General features: G+C 70.8%; 25 protein-coding genes and 2 tRNA genes. 12 read left to right on the forward strand and 15 right to left on the reverse strand.

Going from position 1 to position 22,530, the window contains the following annotated elements; translation table 11 throughout:
* Positions 1-6 precede the first annotated feature (6 nt).
* Entirely contained in the window at positions 7-1,833 is a 1,827-nt protein-coding gene (locus tag VGN74_RS04060) for a tetratricopeptide repeat protein (RefSeq protein WP_327446077.1), read from the reverse strand.
* Between the two features lie 131 nt (positions 1,834-1,964).
* On the opposite strand from VGN74_RS04060, the gene flbT reads away from it, so the two are divergent.
* From flbT to VGN74_RS04075, 3 genes are all read left to right on the forward strand, one after another.
* Positions 1,965-2,390, forward strand: coding sequence for a flagellar biosynthesis repressor FlbT (flbT, locus tag VGN74_RS04065; RefSeq protein ID WP_327446078.1), 426 nt, complete (start codon positions 1,965-1,967; stop codon positions 2,388-2,390).
* A complete protein-coding gene (flaF, locus tag VGN74_RS04070) occupies positions 2,350-2,727 on the forward strand; it encodes a flagellar biosynthesis regulator FlaF (RefSeq protein WP_327446079.1) in 378 nt (125 codons plus the stop codon). Before flbT ends, flaF begins: the two co-directional genes overlap by 41 nt.
* Before the next feature lie 196 nt (positions 2,728-2,923).
* Entirely contained in the window at positions 2,924-3,754 is an 831-nt protein-coding gene (locus VGN74_RS04075; protein WP_327446080.1) for a flagellin, read from the forward strand.
* Positions 3,755-4,035: 281 nt separating this feature from the next.
* Here the strand turns inward: VGN74_RS04075 and VGN74_RS04080 are convergent, their stop codons facing one another.
* From VGN74_RS04080 to VGN74_RS04130, 11 genes are all read right to left on the reverse strand, one after another.
* On the reverse strand, positions 4,036-4,914 hold the full coding sequence (locus VGN74_RS04080; RefSeq protein ID WP_327446081.1) for an alpha/beta hydrolase: 879 nt from the start codon (positions 4,912-4,914) through the stop codon (positions 4,036-4,038).
* Between the two features lie 40 nt (positions 4,915-4,954).
* Positions 4,955-5,590 carry an exopolysaccharide biosynthesis protein gene (locus VGN74_RS04085; protein WP_327446082.1) on the reverse strand — a complete coding sequence of 212 codons (636 nt, stop codon included), beginning with the start codon at positions 5,588-5,590 and terminating at the stop codon, positions 4,955-4,957.
* Between the two features lie 101 nt (positions 5,591-5,691).
* Positions 5,692-5,886 (reverse strand): DUF3008 family protein, encoded by a 195-nt coding sequence (locus VGN74_RS04090; protein ID WP_327446083.1) that lies wholly within the window; start codon positions 5,884-5,886, stop codon positions 5,692-5,694.
* Between the two features lie 50 nt (positions 5,887-5,936).
* Positions 5,937-7,304, reverse strand: a complete 1,368-nt coding sequence (locus VGN74_RS04095) for a hypothetical protein (RefSeq protein WP_327446084.1) — start codon at positions 7,302-7,304, stop codon at positions 5,937-5,939.
* A gap of 100 nt (positions 7,305-7,404) precedes the next feature.
* Entirely contained in the window at positions 7,405-7,896 is a 492-nt protein-coding gene (locus tag VGN74_RS04100) for a GNAT family N-acetyltransferase (RefSeq protein WP_327446085.1), read from the reverse strand.
* A gap of 4 nt (positions 7,897-7,900) precedes the next feature.
* Positions 7,901-8,464: a hypothetical protein gene (locus tag VGN74_RS04105; protein WP_327446086.1), complete on the reverse strand. Its 564-nt coding sequence runs from the start codon at positions 8,462-8,464 to the stop codon at positions 7,901-7,903.
* 44 nt (positions 8,465-8,508) lie between these two features.
* Positions 8,509-9,669 (reverse strand): isovaleryl-CoA dehydrogenase, encoded by a 1,161-nt coding sequence (locus tag VGN74_RS04110; protein WP_327446087.1) that lies wholly within the window; start codon positions 9,667-9,669, stop codon positions 8,509-8,511.
* A 45-nt stretch (positions 9,670-9,714) separates the two neighbouring features.
* A complete protein-coding gene (locus VGN74_RS04115; RefSeq protein ID WP_327446088.1) occupies positions 9,715-11,544 on the reverse strand; it encodes a lysozyme in 1,830 nt (609 codons plus the stop codon).
* A gap of 65 nt (positions 11,545-11,609) precedes the next feature.
* The gene (mgtE, locus tag VGN74_RS04120) at positions 11,610-13,025 is read right to left on the reverse strand and encodes a magnesium transporter (RefSeq protein WP_327446089.1); all 1,416 of its coding nucleotides are present in this window, start codon (positions 13,023-13,025) and stop codon (positions 11,610-11,612) included.
* A 57-nt stretch (positions 13,026-13,082) separates the two neighbouring features.
* Positions 13,083-13,167, reverse strand: a tRNA-Leu gene (locus tag VGN74_RS04125).
* Positions 13,168-13,243: 76 nt separating this feature from the next.
* Positions 13,244-13,528: a FliM/FliN family flagellar motor switch protein gene (locus tag VGN74_RS04130; RefSeq protein ID WP_327446090.1), complete on the reverse strand. Its 285-nt coding sequence runs from the start codon at positions 13,526-13,528 to the stop codon at positions 13,244-13,246.
* A 30-nt stretch (positions 13,529-13,558) separates the two neighbouring features.
* Between VGN74_RS04130 and lipB the strand changes: the two genes are divergently transcribed.
* Complete coding sequence (gene lipB, locus VGN74_RS04135) at positions 13,559-14,281, forward strand: lipoyl(octanoyl) transferase LipB (RefSeq protein ID WP_327446091.1); 723 nt, start codon at positions 13,559-13,561, stop codon at positions 14,279-14,281.
* Here lipB and VGN74_RS04140 read toward each other — a convergent pair.
* Both VGN74_RS04140 and VGN74_RS04145 read right to left on the reverse strand, forming a co-directional pair.
* Entirely contained in the window at positions 14,227-14,640 is a 414-nt protein-coding gene (locus VGN74_RS04140; RefSeq protein ID WP_327446092.1) for a DUF805 domain-containing protein, read from the reverse strand. The genes lipB and VGN74_RS04140 overlap by 55 nt on opposite strands.
* Positions 14,641-14,656: 16 nt before the next feature.
* Entirely contained in the window at positions 14,657-16,651 is a 1,995-nt protein-coding gene (locus VGN74_RS04145; protein ID WP_327446093.1) for an acetyl/propionyl/methylcrotonyl-CoA carboxylase subunit alpha, read from the reverse strand.
* A 243-nt stretch (positions 16,652-16,894) separates the two neighbouring features.
* Here VGN74_RS04145 and VGN74_RS04150 point away from each other — a divergent pair, with 243 nt between their 5' ends.
* The 3 genes from VGN74_RS04150 to VGN74_RS04160 all read left to right on the forward strand — a co-directional run bounded on the left by VGN74_RS04150 (position 16,895) and on the right by VGN74_RS04160 (position 19,452).
* Entirely contained in the window at positions 16,895-18,367 is a 1,473-nt protein-coding gene (locus VGN74_RS04150) for a hypothetical protein (RefSeq protein ID WP_327446094.1), read from the forward strand.
* A gap of 81 nt (positions 18,368-18,448) precedes the next feature.
* Positions 18,449-18,931 (forward strand): peptide-methionine (R)-S-oxide reductase MsrB, encoded by a 483-nt coding sequence (gene msrB / locus VGN74_RS04155; protein ID WP_327446095.1) that lies wholly within the window; start codon positions 18,449-18,451, stop codon positions 18,929-18,931.
* Between the two features lie 44 nt (positions 18,932-18,975).
* The gene (locus VGN74_RS04160) at positions 18,976-19,452 is read left to right on the forward strand and encodes a hypothetical protein (RefSeq protein WP_327446096.1); all 477 of its coding nucleotides are present in this window, start codon (positions 18,976-18,978) and stop codon (positions 19,450-19,452) included.
* A 104-nt stretch (positions 19,453-19,556) separates the two neighbouring features.
* Here the strand turns inward: VGN74_RS04160 and VGN74_RS04165 are convergent.
* Positions 19,557-19,631 (reverse strand) — tRNA-Thr (locus VGN74_RS04165).
* 98 nt (positions 19,632-19,729) lie between these two features.
* On the opposite strand from VGN74_RS04165, the gene VGN74_RS04170 reads away from it, so the two are divergent.
* The 5 genes from VGN74_RS04170 to infA all read left to right on the forward strand — a co-directional run bounded on the left by VGN74_RS04170 (position 19,730) and on the right by infA (position 22,519).
* On the forward strand, positions 19,730-19,885 hold the full coding sequence (locus VGN74_RS04170; RefSeq protein WP_327446097.1) for a hypothetical protein: 156 nt from the start codon (positions 19,730-19,732) through the stop codon (positions 19,883-19,885).
* A gap of 86 nt (positions 19,886-19,971) precedes the next feature.
* On the forward strand, positions 19,972-21,252 hold the full coding sequence (murA, locus tag VGN74_RS04175) for a UDP-N-acetylglucosamine 1-carboxyvinyltransferase (protein ID WP_327446098.1): 1,281 nt from the start codon (positions 19,972-19,974) through the stop codon (positions 21,250-21,252).
* Positions 21,242-21,730: a DUF2948 family protein gene (locus tag VGN74_RS04180; protein ID WP_327446099.1), complete on the forward strand. Its 489-nt coding sequence runs from the start codon at positions 21,242-21,244 to the stop codon at positions 21,728-21,730. Before murA ends, VGN74_RS04180 begins: the two co-directional genes overlap by 11 nt.
* Complete coding sequence (locus tag VGN74_RS04185) at positions 21,727-22,197, forward strand: UPF0262 family protein (protein WP_327446100.1); 471 nt, start codon at positions 21,727-21,729, stop codon at positions 22,195-22,197. The genes VGN74_RS04180 and VGN74_RS04185 overlap by 4 nt, the downstream gene beginning before the upstream one ends.
* Before the next feature lie 103 nt (positions 22,198-22,300).
* Positions 22,301-22,519, forward strand: coding sequence for a translation initiation factor IF-1 (infA, locus tag VGN74_RS04190; protein WP_003164348.1), 219 nt, complete (start codon positions 22,301-22,303; stop codon positions 22,517-22,519).
* Positions 22,520-22,530 lie beyond the last annotated feature (11 nt).

Consider the following 22,530-nt stretch of genomic DNA (forward strand, 5'->3'; position numbering starts at 1 on the left):
GGAACGTCAGCCGTCGAATCCCCCCCGGGCCACCGCGGCCTCAAGGTCCGCCCGCACGCCCTCGAGCGCCGCCGGCCAGCCATCGAAGCCCGCCAGGGCGATGAACCGCATGCCTGGATAGAAGGGATAGGCTTCTGTCCCAAGGCGGTGCCAGTCGTCCGGGGCGTGGATCATCCAGGTCCGGGCGCCGCAGGCTGCCGCGAGGTTGGTGCCGGCCACGCCGGGGCCGATCACCAGGTCAGCGGCGACCGACAGGGCGGCGACGTCCTCGAGATCGTTCTTGAGATTGATCGGCGGCGTCCAGATCTGCACGCCCGCCGCTTCCGCCTCGGCCAGGTCGTCGGCGACATCGCCGCACTGCAGGTTGATCATGTGGCAGCCGGGCGTGGTCAGGACCGGCCGCCAGCGCTCGAAGCTGGAGAAGTAGCGGACGCGGGAGCCGGTCATGACCAGGCTCTTCCAGTGCAGGCCGATCTTCAGGCCCGGCCCGAGGGCCGCCAGCTCGGCGCGCCAGTGGGCGACCCGTTCGGGGTCGGCGGCGAGATGCCCCCGGGTCCGGGGGAAGGCGGAGAGTTCCGGTCGCAGCGGGGCCATCAGCGAGCCCATCGGGATCCAGGCCTCGGGGCCCGCCTCCGGCGCGACGTCGTCAAGGAAGGGGAACAGGCGATGCAACCGCCCCTGGTGACGCACGGAGCGGTGCCCGCCGACCACGGCGTCGGGCAGCATGCGCTGGAACATGCCCACGAGACGCGGCTCCACCGCAACAAACAGACGACCATCCGGGCCAAGGCGCTCGCGCAGGTCCGGCAGCATGGAGCCGAACAGCATTTCGTCGGCCAGTCCCTGCTCGCCCGAAACCAGCAGGCGGAGACCTTCGGCGGGCTCGCTCTCCGGACGCCAACGGCGGGCGCGGGTGACGAACAGGGGCGCCTCGGGCATGGCCGGATCCAGCCGCGCCTCGTAGTCGGGATAGGCTTCGGCGAGCCGGCCCAGAGCGAGCAGCTGCATGGAGCGGGCCATCGTCATCATGGCGCGTTCGAACCCCGGCTCGGCGCCGGCGAGCGCCGCGGTCAGGTCCTCAAGCGCCCCCTCGCGATCGCCCAGCACCTGGCGGGCGTTGCCGCGATTGTAGCGGGCCTTGGCGAAGCGGGGATCGAGCCGGATCGCTTCCTCGAAGAAGACCGTGGCCTGGCGCGGCTCGCCCTGGTCGCTCAGGACAGTGCCGAGGGTGTTCCACAGGACCGCCGAGCCCGGCTCGATCTGGATCAGACTGCGCAGAAGGTCGACGGCCTCGCCGTAGCGGCGCTGGTTGCGATAGGCGCAGGCGAGATTGTTGGTCGCCTCGACATGGCCGGGATGGTCCGAAAGGTAGCGGACCAGCAGCTTCTCGGCGATCGTCGTCTCTCCCAGACGCTCGGCGAGGCGGGCCAGGTCCTGGGCGATGTCGGTCTCGTTGGGGGCCAGCTTGAGCGCCGCCTCATAGGCCATCAGCGCGGGGCCGAACTGGCCGGACTTTTCCTGACAGATGGCCAGCACGTGCCAGGCGAGGAAGCTGCGCTCATTGATCTTCAGGGCGTCCAGCGCCACCCGGGCCCCGGCGGCGAAGTCGTTCTGCCGGACATGGGCGAGGGCGACCTTCAGACGCTCCCGCAGGCGCTTCTCGCCGCTCTTTGCGCGCAAGCCGCCATCCGCGAGGGCCCGCGCCAGCCGGCCCAGCGCCGGCGCCGAGGCGGCGTCGCCGAACAGGTCCTCGGCGCGCGCCTGGACGCCGAAGGCGAGTACGCTGCCGTCTGCGCCGGCGGCGGGGACGGGATCAGGCTGGGCGGCGGTCATGGGCGCTCCGGGGGAATCGTGACGCTTGAAGCATCCTCTCCCAATCGGAAGGCTTGGTTAACCACGTTCCTTTAGGCTGCGTCAGTCCTGAGCAGTTAGTCCTCGCTGTCTCGGGCGAGCACGGAGTCGCCATGCCGCTGAAGCTGTCTCTCAAGCCGGGCGAAAAGTTCGTCCTGAACGGCGCTGTCGTCCAGAACGGCGACCGGCGCGGCGTCCTGATTCTGCAGAACAAGGCTTCGGTCCTGCGGGAGAAGGACATCATGCAGGCGCACGAGGTCACCACCCCGGCGCGCCGCATCTATTTCCCGGTCATGATGATGTACCTGGACGAAGCGGCGGTGCCGAAGGTCTACGACGAGTTCGTGCGGCGGCTGACCGAGTTCATGGGCGCCACGCAGAATCCGGCGGTCCAGGCCGAGTGCGTCTCGGCATCCCGGCACGTGCTGGCGCGGGAATACTACAAGGCGCTGATGTCGGCGCGGAAGCTTATCGACTACGAGGACGAGAGGTTGGGGCATGTCGCTTCAGGCGTACAAGGCCGCGGCGACGCGGGCTGAAACCCCGCGTGAGGCGGAGTACCGCCTGTTCGGTCAGGTGACGCGGGCGCTGATGCAGGCGGCCGCGGTCGACAAGTCGGATTTCCGGACCCGGATCGATGCGCTCGACTGGAACCGTCGCCTGTGGTCGACGCTGGCGACCGACTGCGCCGATCCGCGCAACGCCCTGCCGCCCGAACTGCGCGCCAGCATCATCTCGCTGAGCCTGTTCGTGGACCGCCACAGCTCGGCGATCATGCGGGAGGGCGAGGATTTCGAGCCGCTGATCGATATCAACCGCATGATGATGCAGGGGCTTGCTCCCTCCCAGGACGCCCAGGCCGCGCCGGCGGCCTGACGCCCGGCAGATTTCGCCGGTCGGCGCGCCTTTCCGCGTCCGTCAGCGACGGGCGATCAGGCTAAGCTATTGAAAAACAAGGGCCCGCTGCCGCGTTCGCGGTGGCGGGCCTTTTGCGTGGTCGCGCGCGAACCAGAACCGGTTCGGCGGCCAGAAGGCCGCTAGCCACTCCCGACCAGAATGGAAGGACCCGCCGATGTTCAACTCGGTCAACACCAACGTGGGCGCGATGATCGCGCTCCAGAACCTGAACGCGACCAACGCCGAGCTCAATCTTGTCCAGAACCGCGTCAACACCGGCAAGAAGGTGGCGACGGCCAAGGACAACGGCGCCATCTGGGCCATCGCTCAGGGGCAACGGGCTGAACTCGGCGCCCTGAACGCGGTCAGCCAGTCGCTCGCCCGTGGCGTCGCCGCGGTCGACGTCGCCCTCGCGGCCGGCGAGTCCGTCTCGGACCTGCTGCTGCAGATGAAGGAGAAGGCTCTCGCGGCGACCGATGCGTCGCTCAGCTCCGCGGCCCGGGCCGCCCTGGATGAGGACTTTGGCGCCCTGCGCGACCAGATCACCCAGGTGACCGAGAACGCCGTCTTCAACGGGGTCAACCTGCTGGAGACCGGCGCTGCCGGTTTCGAAGCCCTGGCCAATGCGGATGGCACCTCCATGATGACCGTCGAGGCCGAAGTCATGGCCCTGGGGTCGACCAATGTGACGGTGACCACGACCATGGCGATCGCTTCCGCCACGGCCGCCACGGCGGCCCTGTCGGCGGTGACCGCCTCCATCGCCAACGTGTCCGGCGCTCTTGCGCGCATGGGCACGCAGTCCAAGGCGCTGGGGGCCCATGTGACGTTCGTCAGCAAGCTGATGGACGCGCTGGAAGCCGGGGTCGGCAATCTGGTCGATGCGGATCTGGCGAAGGAAAGCGCCCGGCTCCAGGCGCTGCAGACGAAGCAGCAGCTCGGGGTCCAGGCGCTGGGTATCGCCAACCAGGCGCCGCAGATCCTCAACAGCCTGTTCGGCCGTTAAGGCGCGAACCCTCAGCCCCGGAGGTCCGCCTCCGGGGCTTTTCCTTTTCAGGATCACGACTTCGGGAGGCTTGCTTGCGGATCAGGCGAAGGCGGGCCACGCTTCGTCCGTGTCCAACATCTGAAAGGAGGTGATCCAGTGATCTCATTGTCCCGAACCGCGACGGTGCGGACCTGGGCCTCCGCGAAGGCGATCGCCGCCTGAGCGCGTCCTGAAGGTCGACCGCGAGGCGGTCATCGACAATGGGAAGCCGCCGGGTCCGCCCGGCGGCTTCTTTGTTGTCAGGCGCCGAACAGGAAGGTCAGCGGAATGTCCGCCCGCGCCGCCCAGGCGGCCTCGGTGTGCTCGGCGCCCTCGAAGCGGCGGGTGACCCAGTCGCCGCCTTCATGCCAGCCGGCCAGACGCAAGGCCGTGTCCATGCGGGCCTGCAACGGCGGATACAGGGCGTCGAGCGTGGCGGTGCCATAATCAAAGTAGAGCCGATGACGACCGGGCGAGGGCAGGTGCTCCGCCAGCCAGTCGATCACCACACCGTCTCCGGCCGGCCAGTGGGTGGACAGGCAGGCCGCGCCGCCGAAGACCTCCGGATACTCGGCGAGGGCGTAGGCGGAAATCAGCCCGCCCATGCTCGAACCCGTCACGAAGGTGTGGTCGCGTTCCGGAAGCGTGCGGTAGCGGGCGTCGATCGCGGGCTTCAGGGCCCCGGTCAGCCACGCGAGATAGGCGTCCGACGTGATGTCCTCGCGGCGCAGGACGTCACGGCCCAGTCCGAGGCTGAACGTCTCGGCGGTCACGGGCTTGCGGGGCATATAGTCGAGGGCCCGGTTAGGGCTGTTCCAGATGCCGACGACGATCGGGGCGCGGACGCGATCCCCCGCGATCAGGGCCTCGAGCGTCTCGTCAATCCGCCACTCCTGCCCGCCGAAGGCGTGGCCCGGCTCGAACAGATTCTGCCCGTCATGCATGTAAAGCACCGGATGGCGCGTCGCGCCGCCGTCGTAGTCGGGGGGCAGCCACACATCGACCGGGCGGGAAAGGATGCCGGCCGGCTGGGGAGCCTCGAAGCGCTCGATTCGGCCTCCTGTTCGCGCCGAGGCGGGCGTCGTTCCGGCGAGAGGCAGGAGCGCGGCGGCGGCGAGGAGGGTGCGGCGAGCAAGCATGGCCGAACGCTAACCCGGTTCCCCGGGCCGCGGCCAGAGCTTAGATCAGGCCGCCCCAGAAGCCCATGATGGCGTCGATGACCCGGCGCACGAACTCCCAGGCCAGCCAGACCACGGCCGCGAAGCCGGCCGACCCCAGCCAGGCGATGATCACCAGCACCCCGTCGCGCTGCAGCAGGCCGAAGCCGAAGGCCGCCACGAACAGGGACGGGAACAGGTTGAAGCCGACCAGCGGCAGCATCAGCACCGCCGCCCAGATGACGCAGGCCAGGCCGATCAGGCTCTCGGCCAGGTCGCTGCTCATGAACTTCAGCCGGGGCCGGCTGAAGCGCTCGACCCGCTTCAGGTGCGGCATCACCCGCGCCGAGGCGGCGGCGAAGGCGGCGCGGTCGATGCGGCGCTCCAGCATCCAGCCGGGCAGCCACAGCTCGTCGCGACGGAACAGCAGCTGGGCGCCGAGAAACAGCATCGGCAGCCCGAGCACCGTGGTCGTGCCCGGGATCGCCCCGATCACCGCGCTGATCAGGCCGAGCAACAGCAACAGGGCGCCGAAGCCGCGCTCGCCGAAGGCGTGCACCAGCTCTTCCAGCGACACCTCCGCCCCCGGACGCTCGCCGATGCGGGTCAGCACCTCGGAAAAGGGCAGGCCGTCGAAGGGATGGGGCGTATCGTTCATGCGGGCTCGGGGGTGTCCACAGTCGCTCTAGGGGGCATGCTACGGCAGCGCCAATGAACAATCGGCAACGCCCTTCCTGCCAGAAGAGGGTGACGGCTCCCCTAAGACCCGTTGTCGCCCTTGTGCTCCGGCTTGCCCTTGCGCGGCGTGGCGGCGAGCTCCCGCAGCCCGGCCTCGGTCATGGAGTCCGCCATCGACCGGGACGCGCCCTTGAGCTTCGTTTTCGGCGTATCGCCGCGCCTGGCGGCAAGCGCCGCCCCGGCGGCCTTCTGCTGGGCTTGGGATACGGCGGGCATGGCGGAGCTCCTTGGAAGGCCAACGGCGGGCCTGCGTCCGGGTTCCTTGCCTAAAGGGTTAGACGGACGGTGACCCGGTCGCCGTCAGCTTCGATGATCGCGCGCTGTTCGGCCGGCAGCTCGAGTGTCGGAAACGAGGGGAGCGGGCTCTGCGCCTCGAACGTCCGGGCTTCGGCAGCGGTCAGCTCAAGGAAATACACAGCTTCGTGGCGATCCTCGGCGGAGTTGCTCGAAGCGAGAACAATCCGCCGGTCACGCGCCTCGACGCGCAGGTCGTCAATCTGCAGGAGGAACTGATCGACGTTGTTGAGGGCCAGTCCGTCGGCGAGCGCCGTGAAGTCGGATCGGAAGCTCACCCCGAGGTCGGCCGCGCGCGACGCAGGGACATCCACGACCAGCTCCAGCCAGCGCTCGCCGTCCGCGAGCACCTCTGCGACGCGGGTCGGCGCGGGAGGGAGGGCGGCCAACTGCCGCCGCACCTCGGCCCTGAGGTCGTCGTCAACCGGAGGCGCCGCGGCCGGGGGCAGGTCCCCTCGTGCGAAGTGTTCGGCCAGAAGCTGCGCCAACGGTTGGCCCGCTTCCACGCGACGGCGCCAGTCGGGGGCGTCGACGGCGTCCAGCAACCACGCCTGCGCTGCGCCAACGCCATAGGCGCGCCCCCTGAAGACGCTGCGGGTGTAGGATTGCCCGGGCGAGAACAGCGGCTCGCTCAGCCGGGCTGCGATACGGCTGGCGCTCGTCGCTCCCGCCGCCTCCATGACCGTCATCGCCATGGTCGCCGCATACTCGGCCGTACCCTCGCTCCACTCCATGTGGTCTTCCGCCAGGCGCACGTCGCCGGGGGCGTCGCCAAGGCGGGCCTCTCGTGCCGCGAGGTACAGCCGCACAAGGGACTGTCGGGCCTCATCGGTTGTCGCGCTGATGGCCTCGCGCAGGAGATGCCGTTCAATCTCGACCCGCGCGGTGAACGTCTCAAGGTCATCGAGGGCCGAGATGTCCACAAACTCGCCGCCAGCCTCTCCCAGCCACCGGAAGGCGTCAGACTGGAAGTCGTGGAACTGCTCGTGAAAAAGGGTATCCAGGTTGCTGTCGGCCGTCTCCAGCCGAAGCGCCACGGTATTCGCCGGCCCGCCGGGATAGTCCAGAACGTACCAGAAGCGGACATCCTCGAGCGGTCCCTCACGGAAGGTTGCTCCGCCGGGCGAGGCCTCGCCGCCAAACGTAGCCCCCACCTCCGGCAGGTAGAGCACAAACGGCTGCCCCGGGGGCCAGTAGCCCGGCCAGATCTCTGCCAGCGCGGGCCCACGCTGCTCGATCTCTATGGCGCGCTCAAGCAGGCGGACGGCCGGATCCGTGTCCCCGGTCAGGCCTCGTGCGGGGACAAGGGCGAGGGTGAGGGCGGCGAGAAGCGGGCGCATGACGTTCTCCGGCCGTCGGTGGCGGGCGGCGCTGGAATACTAGCGCGCTGGGGTTGTGAACATGGAGCCGTGCCTGTGTTCACGGCAAGGCGACCCGAGGTCACGCCGTCTTCCCGAACACCCGCACCATATAGGCCGCCTCGGGCCCGTAGGCGGCGACCTTGGCGGCGAGGGCGGGGGACAGGTCCGGGGCGTCGCGCCAGCCGAGGCGAAGCCAGACGGGGCGGGCGCCGCTGACGGCGATCAGCTCCGAGCGGGCGGGGTTATGCCGGGCGAGGACATGCTCGACGAGGGCGCGTCCGAGGCCCAGGCCGCGGCCCTCGGGCGCGACCGACAGGTCATGGATGTACCAGCAGGCGTCGCCGCCGGGCGTCAGCACCTGGTCCGGCGTCGGCGGGTCGAAGGCGCGCCACGGGTGGCTCAGCAGGTAGGCCAGCAGGCGGCCGTCCCGCTCGACCGCCCAGCAGTGATCCGGGGCGATGTCGATGCGGCTGGCGAAGGCCGCGGGGCCGTCGCGCAGGGCTTCGGCATAGCCGAGCGCCTGGAGCTCGAGGGCGGCGTCCAGATCGGCCCGGACGAGCGGCCGGATCACGCCTTTAGCCAAGGATGCGCAGCTTCTGATGGAGATTGGAGCGCGCCGGGCTTTCGAACGTCGACCGGCCCCAGTCACTGAAATAGAGCGTTGGCCGAGCGAGGAAACTCGCGAGAATGCGCCGTCGCGCCAGAGCAAAGACTGGCCAGAACACGTGACGATATTCGCGCCGGATCGCCCGGTCGTAGGCTTTGAAGGCGTGCTGCGGGGCCCCCAGAATCGACAGGTCCATATCCAGAAACTCCGCCATGTCGCCCGTCTCATCGACGTCGAGGCCGTCGGGGATTCGATGCGCCGCTGTTGCTTCGGTCAGCCTGACCGCCCGTCCGACCGACGCGGCATCGAAGTCGGGCAGGGCGGCGCCGGCCAGCAACGCCGCGCTTCGCGCCTCATTGTCTCTGGCGCGCGGGTCATAGATGGCGTCGTGGAACAGGATGGCCAGAAAAACGGCGTCAGCGTCGCGCATCCCGGCCGCACGCTCGTCGAACCAGCGCAGCAGAGCCGCGATGTGATCCCAGGTGTGATAGGCGCGGTGAGGCTCGGCGTAGCGGTGGCGGAGGTCGGCCATGACCGGCTCCGGCATCCGCTTCATCCTGTCCGCCGAGGCCGTCATCACCCCAGCAGCTCGCGCCCGATCAGGAAGCGGCGGATCTCGTTGGTGCCGGCGCCGATGTCGTAGAGCTTGGCGTCGCGGGCCAGGCGCTCGACCGGCCACTCCTTCGTATAGCCGGCGCCGCCGAGGGCCTGGATGGCCTCCAGCGTCACCTTCACCGCGTTCTCGCTGGCCAGCAGGATGGCCCCGGCGGCGTCGTAGCGGGTGGTCAGGCCGGCGTCGCAGGCGCGGGCCACGGCGTAGACATAGGCCCGGGCGCTGTTCAGGGCGACGTACATGTCGGCCACCTTGCCCTGCATCAGCTGGAACGAGCCGATCGCCTTGCCGAACTGCTTGCGGTCGCGGACGTAGGGCAGGACCACGTCCAGCGCCGCCTGCATGATGCCCAGTGGACCGGCGGCCAGCACGGCGCGCTCATAGTCGAGGCCGGACATCAGCACCGCCGCGCCGCGGCCCTCGCCGCCCATGACGTTCTCTTCAGGGACCTCGCAGTCCTCGAACACCAGCTCGGCGGTGTCCGAGCCGCGCATGCCCATCTTGTCCAGCTTCTTCGAGACGCTGAAGCCTTTCATGCCCTTCTCGATGAGGAAGGCGGTGACGCCGCCGTTGCCGTCGCCGGTGCGGGCGTAGACCACCAGGGTCTCGGCGTGCGGGGCGTTGGTGATCCAGAACTTGGTCCCGTTGAGGACGTAGCGGTCGCCCTTCTTCTCGGCGCGGGTGCGCATGGACATGACGTCGGAGCCCGAGCCGGCCTCGGACATGGCCAGCGATCCGACATGTTCGCCCGAGATCAGCTTCGGCAGATAGCGGGCCTTCTGCGCGTCCGTCCCCCAGCGGCGGATCTGGTTGACGCACAGGTTGGAGTGGGCCCCGTACGACAGGCCGATAGAGGCCGACGCGCGCGACACCTCCTCCATGGCCACGCAATGCTCGAGATAGCCGAGGCCGAGACCGCCCCACTCTTCCTCGACGGTGATTCCGTGCAGGCCCAGCTCGCCCATTTCGGGCCACAGGTCGCGGGCGAAGGTGTTGGTCGCGTCGATCTCGGCGGCGCGCGGCGCGAGCCGGTCGGCGGCCCAGCGGGCGGTGGTGTCGCGGATGGCGTCAGCGGTCTCGCCGAGGCCGAATTCCATGGACTGGGGGGCGAAGGGGATGCTCATGGCCGTGGCCTAGCACCCCCCGTCGCAGGGGCAAAGCCGCTGCGGTCAGGCGTCGCGGGGCGCCTGGTCGCGGGCGTGGGCCTCGCGCCACAGCCGCCACAGGTTGAAGCCCGAGATGCCGCTGCAGCCGGCCCCGATCAGCGCCAGGGCGGCGAACACCAGCAGGGTCTCGCCGCTCGGGCCCGCGCCTTCGTCGAACAGGGCCTGGGCTGCGGGCACCGCGGCGCCGAGCGACACCAGCCCGACCGCGCCCATGCCGGCGTAGGCGCCCAGCTGGCCGAAGTCGAAGCGGCGGCCCGGCGTCTCGACGACCTCGTGACGCAGCACGGGGCCGAGGCCGATATCGGCGGCCAGCTCATCCTCGCTGAACAGGTCCGTCTCGAGCGAGCGCGCCGGTGGGTTGCGCTCCTCGCTGGACCACACCGGACGCTGTACGTCGGGTTCGACCGACGGCGGCGGCGTCAGGACCAGCGGCGCGACCGCCGGAGCCTCCATTTCGATCAGCGGCGGCGTCGCGACGGCGGCCTCCACCGTGTCGACGCCGGGCAGCGGGGCGTCGACGGCGGCGGGCGCCTCGGCCTCGCTGGACGGCTCGGGCAGCAGCAGCGGGCCGGTCAGCACGGCAGTCATCGGCCCCTGGGCGGCGACCGGCGGGCGCATCAGCTGCGGCGGAACCGGCGGCGCGGCTGCGGCAGCCGGTGCGGGCGCAACCGGGGTCGGGGCAGGTGGGGGGACAGGCGTTTGGGCGGGCGCTCGCGCCGGGCCAGGCAGGGGGCCGCGCACCTGGATGGCGAACGGGGACATCTGCCGCCGCATCAGCTCGGCGAGGACCGCCTGGCGGTCGATGTCGGGCGCGGGCGGCGTTGCGGGCGGCGCGTCCGCGGCCGTTCTCGGCGGCTCGGTGGCGGGGCCGGATTCTGCCGGCGGCGACTCCGTCCCAGCCCCGGCTTCGGCGACCGGCGGGTTCGCGGGGACGGGGTCCGGCGCGGCCAGGGGTTCGACCGGCTCGGCGGGGGCAGGCGTCACGGCCGTCGGGGTCAGCGGTGCGGCGCGCGCGGGCGCCTCGCCCAGCAGATGTGACACGGCGGCCGCGTAGCGCAGGGAGAAGGCGGGCGGGGTCGCTGCGGTCGGCAGGGCGACGGGCTCGACTTCTGGCGCGTCGGTTTCAACCGGAACCGGGGCGGCCGCGTCTGGCGTCTCGACGACATCTGCAGGCGGCACGTCGGCGGAAGGCGCGACGTCGGCGTCGCTCGCGGCGTCCGGCGCCGCGTCAGCGGCCGCGGCGGGCGTAGGGGCCGGGGCCGGAGTGTCGGCCTCGACCGGCGCGCTTGCCGAAGCGTCTGTTTGCGGGGCCGGCGCGGCGAGGAGCTCGGCGACCGTGACCGGCGCGGCCGGGTCGGCGCCGAACAGGGCCCATTCGGCGTGGCGACGGCGGCCGGCGCGGGCGAGGGCCGGGTCGACGTCGGTGCTGGCGGCGAGGGCCCGCGCAGCGCCCTCGGGGCCTTCCGCGTTGAGGGCGGCCAGCACCTCGGACGTGACGAAGGCCTCCACCCCGACGCTGAGGGCGAAGCTGGCGAGGGCGTCGAACTGGTGCTGGTTGAGCGGACGGCTGACGCGATCGTTGAGAGCCGCCACGACCGGCAGCAGGTCGTACTGCAGCAGCAGCTCGGCGTCGGCCTCGCTGACCGTCAGGCCTTCCCGCGCCGAGCGGGTGTGGCCGTAACCTAGGGTCCAGCGGCCATCGGGCCGGCGCGAGGCGCGCGGCTGGAAGCCCTCGAGACTCTTGATGAGGACGAGGCCTTCGCGGGAGACCTTTCTGCGCGGGGCGACGGGGTCAGACACCGGGGCGTGTTCCAGTTTGGGACGATCGAACATGGCTCGTTCCGGTTCACGCAAGCTCCGGGCCGCCCCCGGGGTTCCGATCCGCTACGCCTATCCGGTCACAACAGGACGACGGTGGCCAGTCCCAGGAAGATCAGGAAGCCGAAGACGTCGGTGGTGGCGGTGACGAAGACGGAGGAGGAGACGGCCGGATCGAACTTGAGCCGCGACAGGGTCAGCGGCGTCAGCACGCCGACCGTGGCGGCCACCAGCAGGTTCAGCACCATGGCGGCGCCAATGACAAGGCCGATCTGCGCGTCCCTCGCCCAGAGACCGGCCGCCACGCCGATCATGGGGGCGAGGATCAGGCCGTTGGCGAGGCCCACCGCCAGTTCGCGGAAGAAGGTGCGGACGGCGTTGGAGCGGTTGAGCTCCCGCGTCGCCAGCGCCCGCACGGTCACGGTCAACCCCTGGGTGCCGGCGTTGCCGCCCAGCGCCGAGACGATCGGCATCAGCACCGCGAGGGCGACGATCTGCTCGATGGTGGCGGAGAACAGGGAGATGACCGCCGCGCCGAGGGCGGCCGTGGCGAGGTTCAGCGTCAGCCAGGGCGCGCGCGAGCGCACCACGTTCCACACCCCGTCGCCGCGACCTTCGTCGGACACCCCGGCGAGGCGGAGGATGTCCTCGCGGTTCTCCTCCTGGATGATGTTGACGATGTCATCGACCGTGATCTGGCCGACCAGACGTCCGGCCGAGTCGACCACTGGCGCCGAGATGAGGTGGTACTTCTCGAAGATGTAGGCGACCTCTTCCTGGTCCTGGCTGACGTCGATCTCGGTCGCCGGCTCCATCAGCTCGGTCAGGGCGGCGGCGCGGGGCGCGCGCAGCAGCCGGCTGATCGCCACGGCGCCGAGCGGGCGGTTCAGCGGGTCGACGACATAGATGTCGAAGAACAGCTCCGGCAGGTCCTCGCCCTGGGCGCGGACGTGGTCGATGGTGTCGCCCACGCTCCAGAACTGGGGCGCGGCCATCACCTCGCGCTGCATCAGGCGGCCCGCGGAGTCCTCGGCATAGCCCAGCGAGTTCTCGATCGCCGCCCGGTCGACCTCCGGCATGGCGGCCAGGACGCGGGCGCGCTGGTCGTCCTCGAGGTCCTCGACCACGGCGGCGGCGTCGTCGGAGTCCAGCTCCTGCAGCGCCTCGGCGAGGGTCCCGTGCGGGACCCGCTCCAGCACCTCCTCGCGGATGCCGTCGTCCAGCTCCGGCAGGGTCTCGGCCAGCAGGTCCGGCGGCAGCCACAGCACCACCACGGCCCGGTGCTCCGCCGTCAGGAAGCCCATCAGGTCGGCGACGTCGGCGGGGTGCAGGTCTTCCAGCAGGCCGCGCAGGCGCAGGCCGTCGCCGTCGTCGGCCGCGTCGATGACGCGCGCCACGAAGGCCGGGGTCAGGGCGTAGTCCTCGCCGAGCGCCTCGTGCAGATCGGCCTCGGACGACAGGGCGGCCGGCAGGGGGGCGGAGTCGCTGGTGCTCACGCGGGCCTCCCTGCCTTGAATCAGCGTCTAGCCGATAGCTATCCCTGTGCCGTCGGATGGTGCGGTCGAGAAGACTCGAACTTCCACGGGTTGCCCCACAGCGACCTCAACGCTGCGCGTCTACCAATTCCGCCACGACCGCTCGCATCGGAGGCGGGGGGAATAGCGGAGTGTCGGGCGGAAGGGAAGGGGCTTCCTCGCGCGGCGCCGAAACGGCGTCAGGCGGTGCCGGCCATGAAGTCGTAAACGTCGGCCGGACGGGTCACGACGATGGTGATGCGGTCGTCGCGCAGCTCGATCTGCCCGCGGGCGACCGGGTGGTTGTTGGCCAGAATCCAGACTTCGTCGCTCTCGCTCGCATCGAGGGGAATCACCGCGCCCCGGCCCATGCGCAGCAGCTGGGCCATGGGCAGCACGGAGCGGCCGAGCACCACGCTGATCTCGACGTTGACGGCTTCCACCTGGGACATGGGATACTCGGAACCGAAAGACATATCTTGCATGGCAGCCCCCGAGCCCCACATTCGCCGCCCATGATTGCCGAGCCGTTAACCCCACCTGCGCCGCGCCTCTGGCGCGCCGACCGGCGGCCCGTCGAATGGCGGGTCGAGACAGGGCTCGTCGCCTATGACGCGGCGGTGGCGGCCATGGAGGCCCGGGTGGCGGCGATCGCCGCCGGCGAGGCGGAGGAGCTGGTCTGGCTGCTGGAGCACCCCCCGCTCTACACCGCGGGCATATCGGCCCGGGACGAAGACCTGCTGGACCGCCGCTTCCCGGTGCATGCGACCGGGCGGGGCGGCCAGTTCACCTATCATGGCCCCGGCCAGCGGGTGGCCTATGTCATGCTCGACCTCGACAGGCGCGGGCGGGATGTGCGCGGCTTTGTGCGCGGGCTGGAGCGCTGGCTGATCGCGGCGCTGGGGACCTTCGGGGTGCCGGCCGATGTCCGCGAGGGACGGGTCGGCGTCTGGGTCGAGCGCAAGGGCGCGGGCTGGGCGCGCGAGGACAAGATCGCCGCCATCGGCGTCAAGGTGCGCCGCTGGGTCAGTTTCCACGGCGTCAGCCTGAACGTGGAGCCGGACCTGAGCCACTTCGACGGCATCGTGCCCTGCGGCATCCGTGAGCACGGGGTCACCAGCCTCGTGGACCTCGGGGTGCTGGCGACCATGGACGAGGCAGATGCGGCGCTGAAGGCGGCGTTTCAGGAGGTCTTCGGGCCAGTGGCGGAGAGCGGGCCGGCCGGCGGCGCGCCGTAACGGTTGAACACGGCCTGGCCCGGCCACAGACCGAGCACGCCGACGACCAGCAGGGCGGCGCCCGCCGTCGCCTCGCCGTCGGACAGGGCGTTCAGGGCGAACAGGCCGCCGAGGACCGGCCAGAGCCACCAGCCGGCGCGGCCAATGTCGTGCAGACGCTGCGACAGCAGGCAGGCGAGGCTGAACAGCAGGGGCAGCCGCAAGCCCGTCGCCACGAGCCCGACCGCCCCGTCGTCGGGCAGCAAGTCCACGACGAGGGACAGGCCCGCCAGCCCGCCGATGCCGAGCAGGAAGGGCAAACGGCCGATCCGCCCGTCGCCGGTCAGGAGGGTGTCCCGAAGATGGTGGACCGTAATCACGGCGTTATTCCCACCCTCAGCCGAACTCCACCAGCACGTCGTCGGCGGCGACGCTGTCGCCGTCGCGGACGCTGACGGTCTTCACCACCCCGTCGCGCTCGGCGCGCAGGATGTTCTGCATCTTCATCGCCTCGATGATGGCCACGGGCTCGCCCGACTTGACCTCCTGCCCCGGCTGGACGGGGATGGAGACGACCAGGCCGGGCATGGGCGACAGGATCAGCTTCGAGGTGTCGGCCGCCGCTTTTTCCGGCAGGCGGCCGTAGAGCTCGGCGATCGCCGGCGGCAACACCCGCACCCGGGCGCGGGCGGCGCGCGCGCGAATCTCGAAGCCGTCGGCGACGCGCTTCACCTCGGCGGTGAAGGGCAGGTCGTCGAGGACGGCGCGGAACTGGGCCAGCCCGGGACGCCAGTCGATGAACTCCAGCCGCAGCGGCGCGTCGCGGTCCTCGACCTCAAGCACCATGGCTTCGTCGCTGTCGTAGCCGAGGCTGACGCCGACGGCGTCGCGATCGATCATCACCGTCCAGTCGGTACGGTTCGACGGGTCGCCGGCCTGCTCGGCCAGCACCTCGTGCATGGCCATGGCGGCGGCCACCATCTGGTCGCGCTGACGCGGGGCGGGGGGCAGGCCGTGGAAGCCTTCGGGGAATTCGTCGGGAATGTAGCTGGTCGACAGGGCCCCCGAGCGGAAGCGCGGCTGGTCCATCACCGCCGACAGGAAGGGCACGTTGTGGCCGAGGCCGGCGACGTGGGTGTCCTCCAGCGCCCGGGCCATGCCGTCGATGGCCGCGTCGCGCGTCTCGCCCCAGGCGCACAGCTTGGCGATCATCGGGTCGTAGAACATGCTGATCTCGTCGCCCTCGCGGACGCCGGAGTCGTTGCGCACGACATAGTCGCCGTCGGGGCCGGACTGCGGCCCTTCCTCCGGCTGCTCGTAGCGCACGAGGCGGCCGATCGACGGCAGGAAGCCGCGATAGGGGTCCTCGGCGTAGATGCGGCTCTCGATGGCCCAGCCGTTGATGGCCAGCTGGTCTTGGGAGAACGGCAGGGATTCGCCCGCCGCCGCGCGGATCATCTGCTCCACCAGATCGACGCCGGTGATCAGCTCGGTCACCGGATGCTCCACCTGAAGACGGGTGTTCATCTCGAGGAAGTAGAACGACTTGTCCTGACCGGCGACAAACTCGACCGTGCCAGCGGAGTCGTAGTTCACGGCCCGGGCGAGGGCGACGGCCTGGGCCCCCATGGCCGCCCGGGTCTCCGGGTCGAGCAGGGGCGACGGCGCCTCCTCGATGACCTTCTGGTTCCGGCGCTGGATCGAGCACTCGCGCTCGAACAGGTGGACGATGTTGCCGTGCTTGTCCCCCAGCACCTGGATCTCGATGTGGCGCGGGTTGACGATGAACTTCTCGAGGAAGACCCGGTCGTCGCCGAAAGCGTTCTTCGCCTCGGCCTTCACCGCGGCGAAGCCCTCGGCCATGTCGGCGTCGGAGTGGGCCACGCGGATGCCCTTGCCACCGCCGCCGGCGGAGGCCTTGATCATCACCGGATAGCCGATGCCGCGGGCGATCTCGACCGCCTGTTCCGGCGTCTCGATCAGGCCCATGTGACCGGGGATCGTGCTGACCCCGGCCTCGGCGGCGAACTTCTTCGAGGTGATCTTGTCGCCCATGGCGTCGATCGCCTCGGGGTTCGGGCCGATGAAGGCGATCTTCTCGTCGCGCAGGCGCCGGGCGAAGCCGGCGTTCTCGGACAGGAAGCCGAAGCCCGGGTGCACCGCCTCGGCCCCCGTCTGACGGACGGCGTCGACGATCCGGTCGGCCAGCAGATACGACTGGGCCGCCGGGGGCGGGCCGATCAGCACCGCCTCGTCGGCCATCTCCACCGCCAGCGATCGGGCGTCGGCCTCGGAATAGACGGCGACGGTGCCGATGCCGAGGCGGCGGCAGGTCTTGATGATGCGGACGGCGATCTCGCCGCGGTTGGCGATCAGGATCTTGGAGAACATGCTTCCGGGCGGTCCCTGGGCTGGCGCCTGCGCGGCGGCTCTTTCTGCGTCCGCTCCGCTTAGGCCGGGCGGCCTGCGGAGTAAACGGCCCGGACCGCTCGCCCGCCGGGGGAGCGGGGTGGAGTCCGCCTGTTCCCGGAGGCAGGACTGTCGCGGCTCCGTCGCAGGCGCTTGGCAAGAGCAGGGGCGATGGGGTTAAACAGCGCCCATCCCCGACGCGACGTCACTCCGGAGTATCCGCCCATGATCCGTGCGCTCGCCGCTTCCGCCGCCGTTCTGGCCCTCACCGTCGCCGCCGCGCCGGTCGCCGCCCAGGACTGGCGGGCGATCGCCGCCCAGGACCTCGCCGCCGCCCGCGACGAGCTGAAGGCCAATCACCCCGCGACCGTGGTCCCGGGACCGGGCGACACCTTCCGCGCCTGGGTCGACGCTGGCCACGACCAGATCGCCGCCGAGCTGGGCCGCGTGCGCGGCGCCCGCGACTATTTCTATGTGCTGCAGGGCTACGCTGGCGGCTTCCGCGACAATAACATCCGGCTGAGCCCGTCCTACGAGCCGCTGCCGGCCTGGTTCGCCGCCGGCACGCCGAACTTCGCCACGGCCTGGCGCGACGGCGGCTATGTGGTCTCGTGGGTCAAGTCCGGCGTGCGCGGCCTGCCGCCGCTCGGCGCCCGCGTCGTCTCCTGCGACGATGTGCCGGTCGAGGAGCTGGCCCAGAGCCGGCTGGACCGCTGGGAGGGCAACCTGCAGCAGGAGGCCGAGCGGGTGCGTACCGCCCCCTATCTGCTTTGGGACCGCGACAACAGCTTCGCCCCGGGCCTGCCGCGCCAGTGCCGCTTCCAGGTCGGGCGCGGGCAGCGCAACTTCGTCCTGACCACCGCCTTCACCTCCGAAGAGGACCGTCGCGCCGCCTGGGCCGCCTCGGTGTTCACGCCGTCCACGCCGCTGGCGGTGGAAATGGTCGATGGCCGCGGCTGGATCCGCATGCACACGCTGGAGCCCGACGCCGACTGGCGCGGCTTCTATGCCACGGTGGAGGCCCAGCGCGCTGCGCTGCAGGGGCCGGCCGGTCTGGTGATTGATCTCCGCGGCGCCTCCGGGCTCGACGCCGAGGCCGCGCGCCGCGGCTACGGCCTGGCCAACCGCCTGTGGACGGTCGATTTCACCGCCCCCCGTCAGCCGGAAGCGGGCTCGATCGTCTATCGCGCCACGCCGGGCAATCGCGACTGGTACGCCCGCGCCCTCGCCCGCATGGAAGCCGATCCGCTGTTCGTGTCGGAGTCGATGCCGGTGATCGAGCAGACCCGGGCGATCGTGGCCGCCTTCGACGCGGCCATCGCCGCCGGCCAGGCCAGCTTCACCCTGCCGGGCCGTCCGGCGGTGGCCGACTCCGGCGCCGCCAACCCGGTCCAGGGCCGCGTCGTCGTCCTGATCGACGGCGGCTGCACCGGGGGCTGCCTTGACGTGCTGGACCTGCTGACCAACCTGCCGAACGTGACGCTGGCCGGCGCGCCGACCGGGGCGGACTCGATCTTCATCGAGGCGACCGACCTGCGCCTGCCGTCGAACTACGGCGACCTGAGCTATGGTCACAAGGCGTGGACCACCCGCGAGCGGGGCCACAACGTGCCCTACACCCCGCAGGCGGTGTTCACCGGCAATCCGACCGACGAGGCCGCCGTGCGCGCCTGGGTCAACGGCCTGTTCGCAGGCTGAGACGTCCCTGCCGGCCCCTCCCGCATCCGTCCGGACCGGGAGGGGCTTGGCGCCCCTCGCCTCTGCGCCCACATCGGGAGCATGAGCGATCCGACCCTCCGTTCCGCCGCCGGCTATGACCTGACCCCGCCCAGCGAGGGCCAGCGGGTCGCCCTCGAGGCCGACCTCAACGCCGAGGAGCGCCGCGTCCTGCTCGCCCACGGCACCGAGGCGCCCTTCTGCGGCAGTCTCCTGGATGAGAAGCGGGCCGGCGTCTTCGGCTGCCGCCTGTGCGGCCTGCCCCTGTTCCGGGCCGGGACCAAGTTCGAGAGCGGCACCGGCTGGCCCAGTTTCCATGCCCCGGTCGACGAGGCGCATATCCGCGCCGTGCGCGACACCTCGTACGGTATGGTGCGCATCGAGACCCGCTGCGCCCGCTGCGACAGCCACCAGGGGCATGTGTTTCCCGACGGCCCGCCGCCGACCGGTCTGCGCTACTGCATCAATTCGGTCGCGCTCAGCTTCACCCCCATGGGCGAGCCCCTGCCGGATCCCTTGCAGCGCGGCGACGGCCTTGCCCGATGATGGCCGCAATGGCGGGTGAGGCTGTTCGGGTGTAGGAGATGTGCATGTCCATCCTGATCGCCGCGCTCGCCCTTCTGGTCGCCGACCCTGACGGGATTGTCGCCACGGCCCCTACCGATGCGCCGCTCGCCGCGGCCGTGGCCGCCGGGGACGCGCCGATCTCCACGGACCAGACGCCGCTTCTGCGCGCGGGCACGGAACTCAGCACCGCGCAGCAGATCGACCTGTTCCTCGCCCCGGCCCGCCTCGCGGACGCCGAGCGGGAGCGGGAGCGTCGCGCGCTTCGGGGCGCCGGGCCCTACGGCTGGGTCGACGATGGCCGCACCCACGGCGAGGTCAATGTCGCGGTCGGCAGCCACGGGTACACGAGCTACGGCGGCATGATCTCGACCCCCCTGGGCGAGAACGGCCGGATCACCCTGCGCTATCAGGAAAGTGACGGCGGGCGCTATCCGGCCGTATGGGGGCCTTATCCCGGTGTCGGCCGGGGCCCGCTGGGCGTGATCCCGCCGCTCGACTGAGCACGGCCCGGGTATGCGCCGGCACAAGGCGCACAGAACTTCATGTTTTCAGGAATTCTGGCCCGCCCTCGCGCCCGGTGGGGATCGCGAGGGCGAAGCTCAGATGGTGCCGCCGGGCAGGATTGAACTGCCGACCTCAGCCTTACCAAGGATGCGCTCTACCACTGAGCTACGGCGGCCCGATCTGAGGAAGCGGCCGTATAGCCAATGGAATCGGGCGGGGCAAACCCAAAAATGCGCCCTTGATCACTTCGGGCAGCCGGGGCTTCCTTGGGGCATGTCCGACGACCGTCCGCCCGAAGACCCCGCCCCCGCCGCTACGGCGGAAGCGCGGGCCCGCGACGAACGCGCCGCCCGGCTGGCGGCCGCGCTGCGCGCCAACCTGCGCCGTCGCAAGGCGCCGCGCACCGCCGCCAGCGACGCGGAAACCTGAAGTCAGCCGCGACCCTTTGGCGCCCGGCCTGCGGCGCGCTAAAGACGGTGCCCGCCGCGCCGTCGCGCGGCCGAGACAGAGACTCCATGGATAGCATCGCCATCGTCGGCGGCGCCCGCCTGCACGGGGAGATCCCCGTGAGCGGCGCCAAGAACTCCGCCATCAAGCTGATGGCCGCCGCCATCCTCACGGATCAGCCGCTGACGCTGACCAATATGCCGCGTCTCGCGGACACGCGTTTCCTTGGCCAGCTGCTGCGGGCCTTCGGCGTGAGCGTCGACGAGCAGGGTCCGTCGACGACCGTCCTGCATGCCGGGACCCTGACGTCGACCTTTGCGCCCTACGACCTCGTCCGGCAGATGCGGGCCAGCTTCAATGTGCTCGGGCCGTTGCTGGCGCGCACCGGAGAAGCGAAGGTGTCGCTGCCGGGCGGCTGCACCATCGGCGCCCGGCCGGTCGATCTGCACCTCAAGGCGCTTCAGGCGCTGGGGGCCGAGATCACCCTCGAGGAGGGCTATGTCCACGCGGTCGCCCCGCAAGGGCTGAAAGGCGCGGAGATCGAGTTTCCGTTCGTCTCGGTCGGCGCCACCGAGCACGCCCTTCTGGCCGCGGTCATGGCGGACGGGGTGACCGTGCTGCGCCGCGCCGCATGCGAGCCGGAGATCGGCGACCTGGCCCTGTGCCTCAACGCCATGGGCGCGCGCATCGAGGGCGTCGATACGGACACCCTGACCATCACCGGCGTGCCCGCGCTGACCGGCGCCGAATGGGCCGTGATTCCCGACCGGATCGAGATGGGCTCCTACGCCGTGGCCGCGGCTATGGCGGGCGGGGAGGTGCGGCTGACGCGCGGCCGTGCGGAGCTGATCTCGGCCCTGAGCGAGCGCATGGTCGCCGCCGGCGTCGAGGTCACCCCCACGGACGATGGCGTGATCGTGCGACGTGATCCCGCGGAGCGCCTGCGCGCGGTCGATGTGACCACCGAGGTCTATCCCGGCTTCGCCACCGACCTGCAGGCCCAGTTCATGGCGCTGATGACCCTCGCCGAGGGCGAGAGCGTCATCCACGAGACCATCTTCGAGAACCGCTTCATGCATGCGCCGGAACTGGCGCGGCTGGGGGCGGAAATCAGCGTGCACGGCGGCGAGGCGCGGGTGCACGGGGTCGAGCGGTTGGTCGGGGCGCCGGTGATGGCCACCGACCTGCGCGCCTCGATGAGCCTCATCATCGCCGGGCTCGCCGCCGAGGGTGAAACCACGGTCAGTCGCGTCTATCATCTGGATCGCGGCTTCGAGCACCTTGAGGCCAAGCTGGCGGCCTGCGGCGCCCAGGTGCGCCGGATCCGCGGAGAGGCTGATGAGCACTGAGGTCGAAACGGCGGTCGAGGCGACACTCAAGGGAGCGCCCGAGCCCTTGCGACTGCTCGCGCTGGACGCCGACGACCTGCAGATCATGTCTGCGGCCTTGCAGGACGCCATCGTCCACCCGGCCGACATCGTCTGGGATCAGCGCGCCCGCACCCTGACCATCGAGCTCAGCCGCTTCTGCTGGGAGTGCGGCGGAACCCGGGTGCGGGCCGCGATGCAGTTCGGCGACGTCCAGCGGGTACAGAGCCGTCGCCTGCCGCGCGGCGAGGGCGTGCCGCTCGAGCTGCTGGCCATGGACTTCCTGCCGGGCGTCGCGCCGGGCGGCGAGGTGGTGCTGATGTTCGCCGCCGGCGGCGACCTGCGGGTCGAGGTCGAATGCCTCGATGCGGTGGTCAGCGACCTGTCGGCGCGCTGGCCGGCGCGCGCCGCGCCAGCGCATCCGCTCGAGGACGCCGCAGGCCCGGGGGAGGGCGCGTGACCGCCCAGAGCCACCGCCTCGCCTCGGTCGAGCTGGACGCGGCGACCCTGCCGGCGGCCAGCGCCGAGATCGAGCACGAGCGCCGCGTCGCCATCTTCGATCTGGTCGAGAAGAATCATTTCGTCCCGGCGGGGGGCGATGAGGGCCCCTACGCCCTGAAGCTCAGCCTGCAGGACAGCCGTCTGGTGTTCGACATCAGCGCCCCCGGCTTCAGCCGCGCCCACGCCCTGTCGCTGACGCCCTTCAAGAAGGTGGTGCGCGACTACATCGCCATCTGCGACAGCTACTATGAGGCCCTGCGCGGCTCCTCGCCTAGCCAGATCGAGGCCGTCGACATGGGCCGGCGCGGCCTGCACAACGAGGGGGCCGAGCTGCTGCGCGAGCGCCTCGCCGGGAAGATCGAGCTGGACCACGAGACCAGCCGCCGGCTGTTCACCCTCGTCACCGCCCTCCACCGCCGCGGCTGACGGGTCGACGGCGCGCACGTTTTGGTGCATAGGGCCGCCCCTTGAGAGGTCGCGCTTCGCCCGCGCGGCCCGGTTCGTCGTAACCTCGGGCGAGAGAGACCGCATGGCGAAGGAAGAACTGCTCGAGTTTCCCGGCGTCGTCAGCGAACTGCTGCCGAACGCGACGTTCCGGGTGACCCTCGAGAACGACCACGAGATTATCGCCCACACCGCCGGCAAGATGCGCAAGAACCGCATCCGCGTGCTGGCCGGGGACAAGGTCCTGGTCGAGATGACGCCGTACGACCTTACCAAGGGTCGCATCACCTATCGCTTCAAGTAAGGGCGGGCCGC

This window comes from Brevundimonas sp. (assembly GCF_035998205.1).
GTDB lineage: Bacteria > Pseudomonadota > Alphaproteobacteria > Caulobacterales > Caulobacteraceae > Brevundimonas.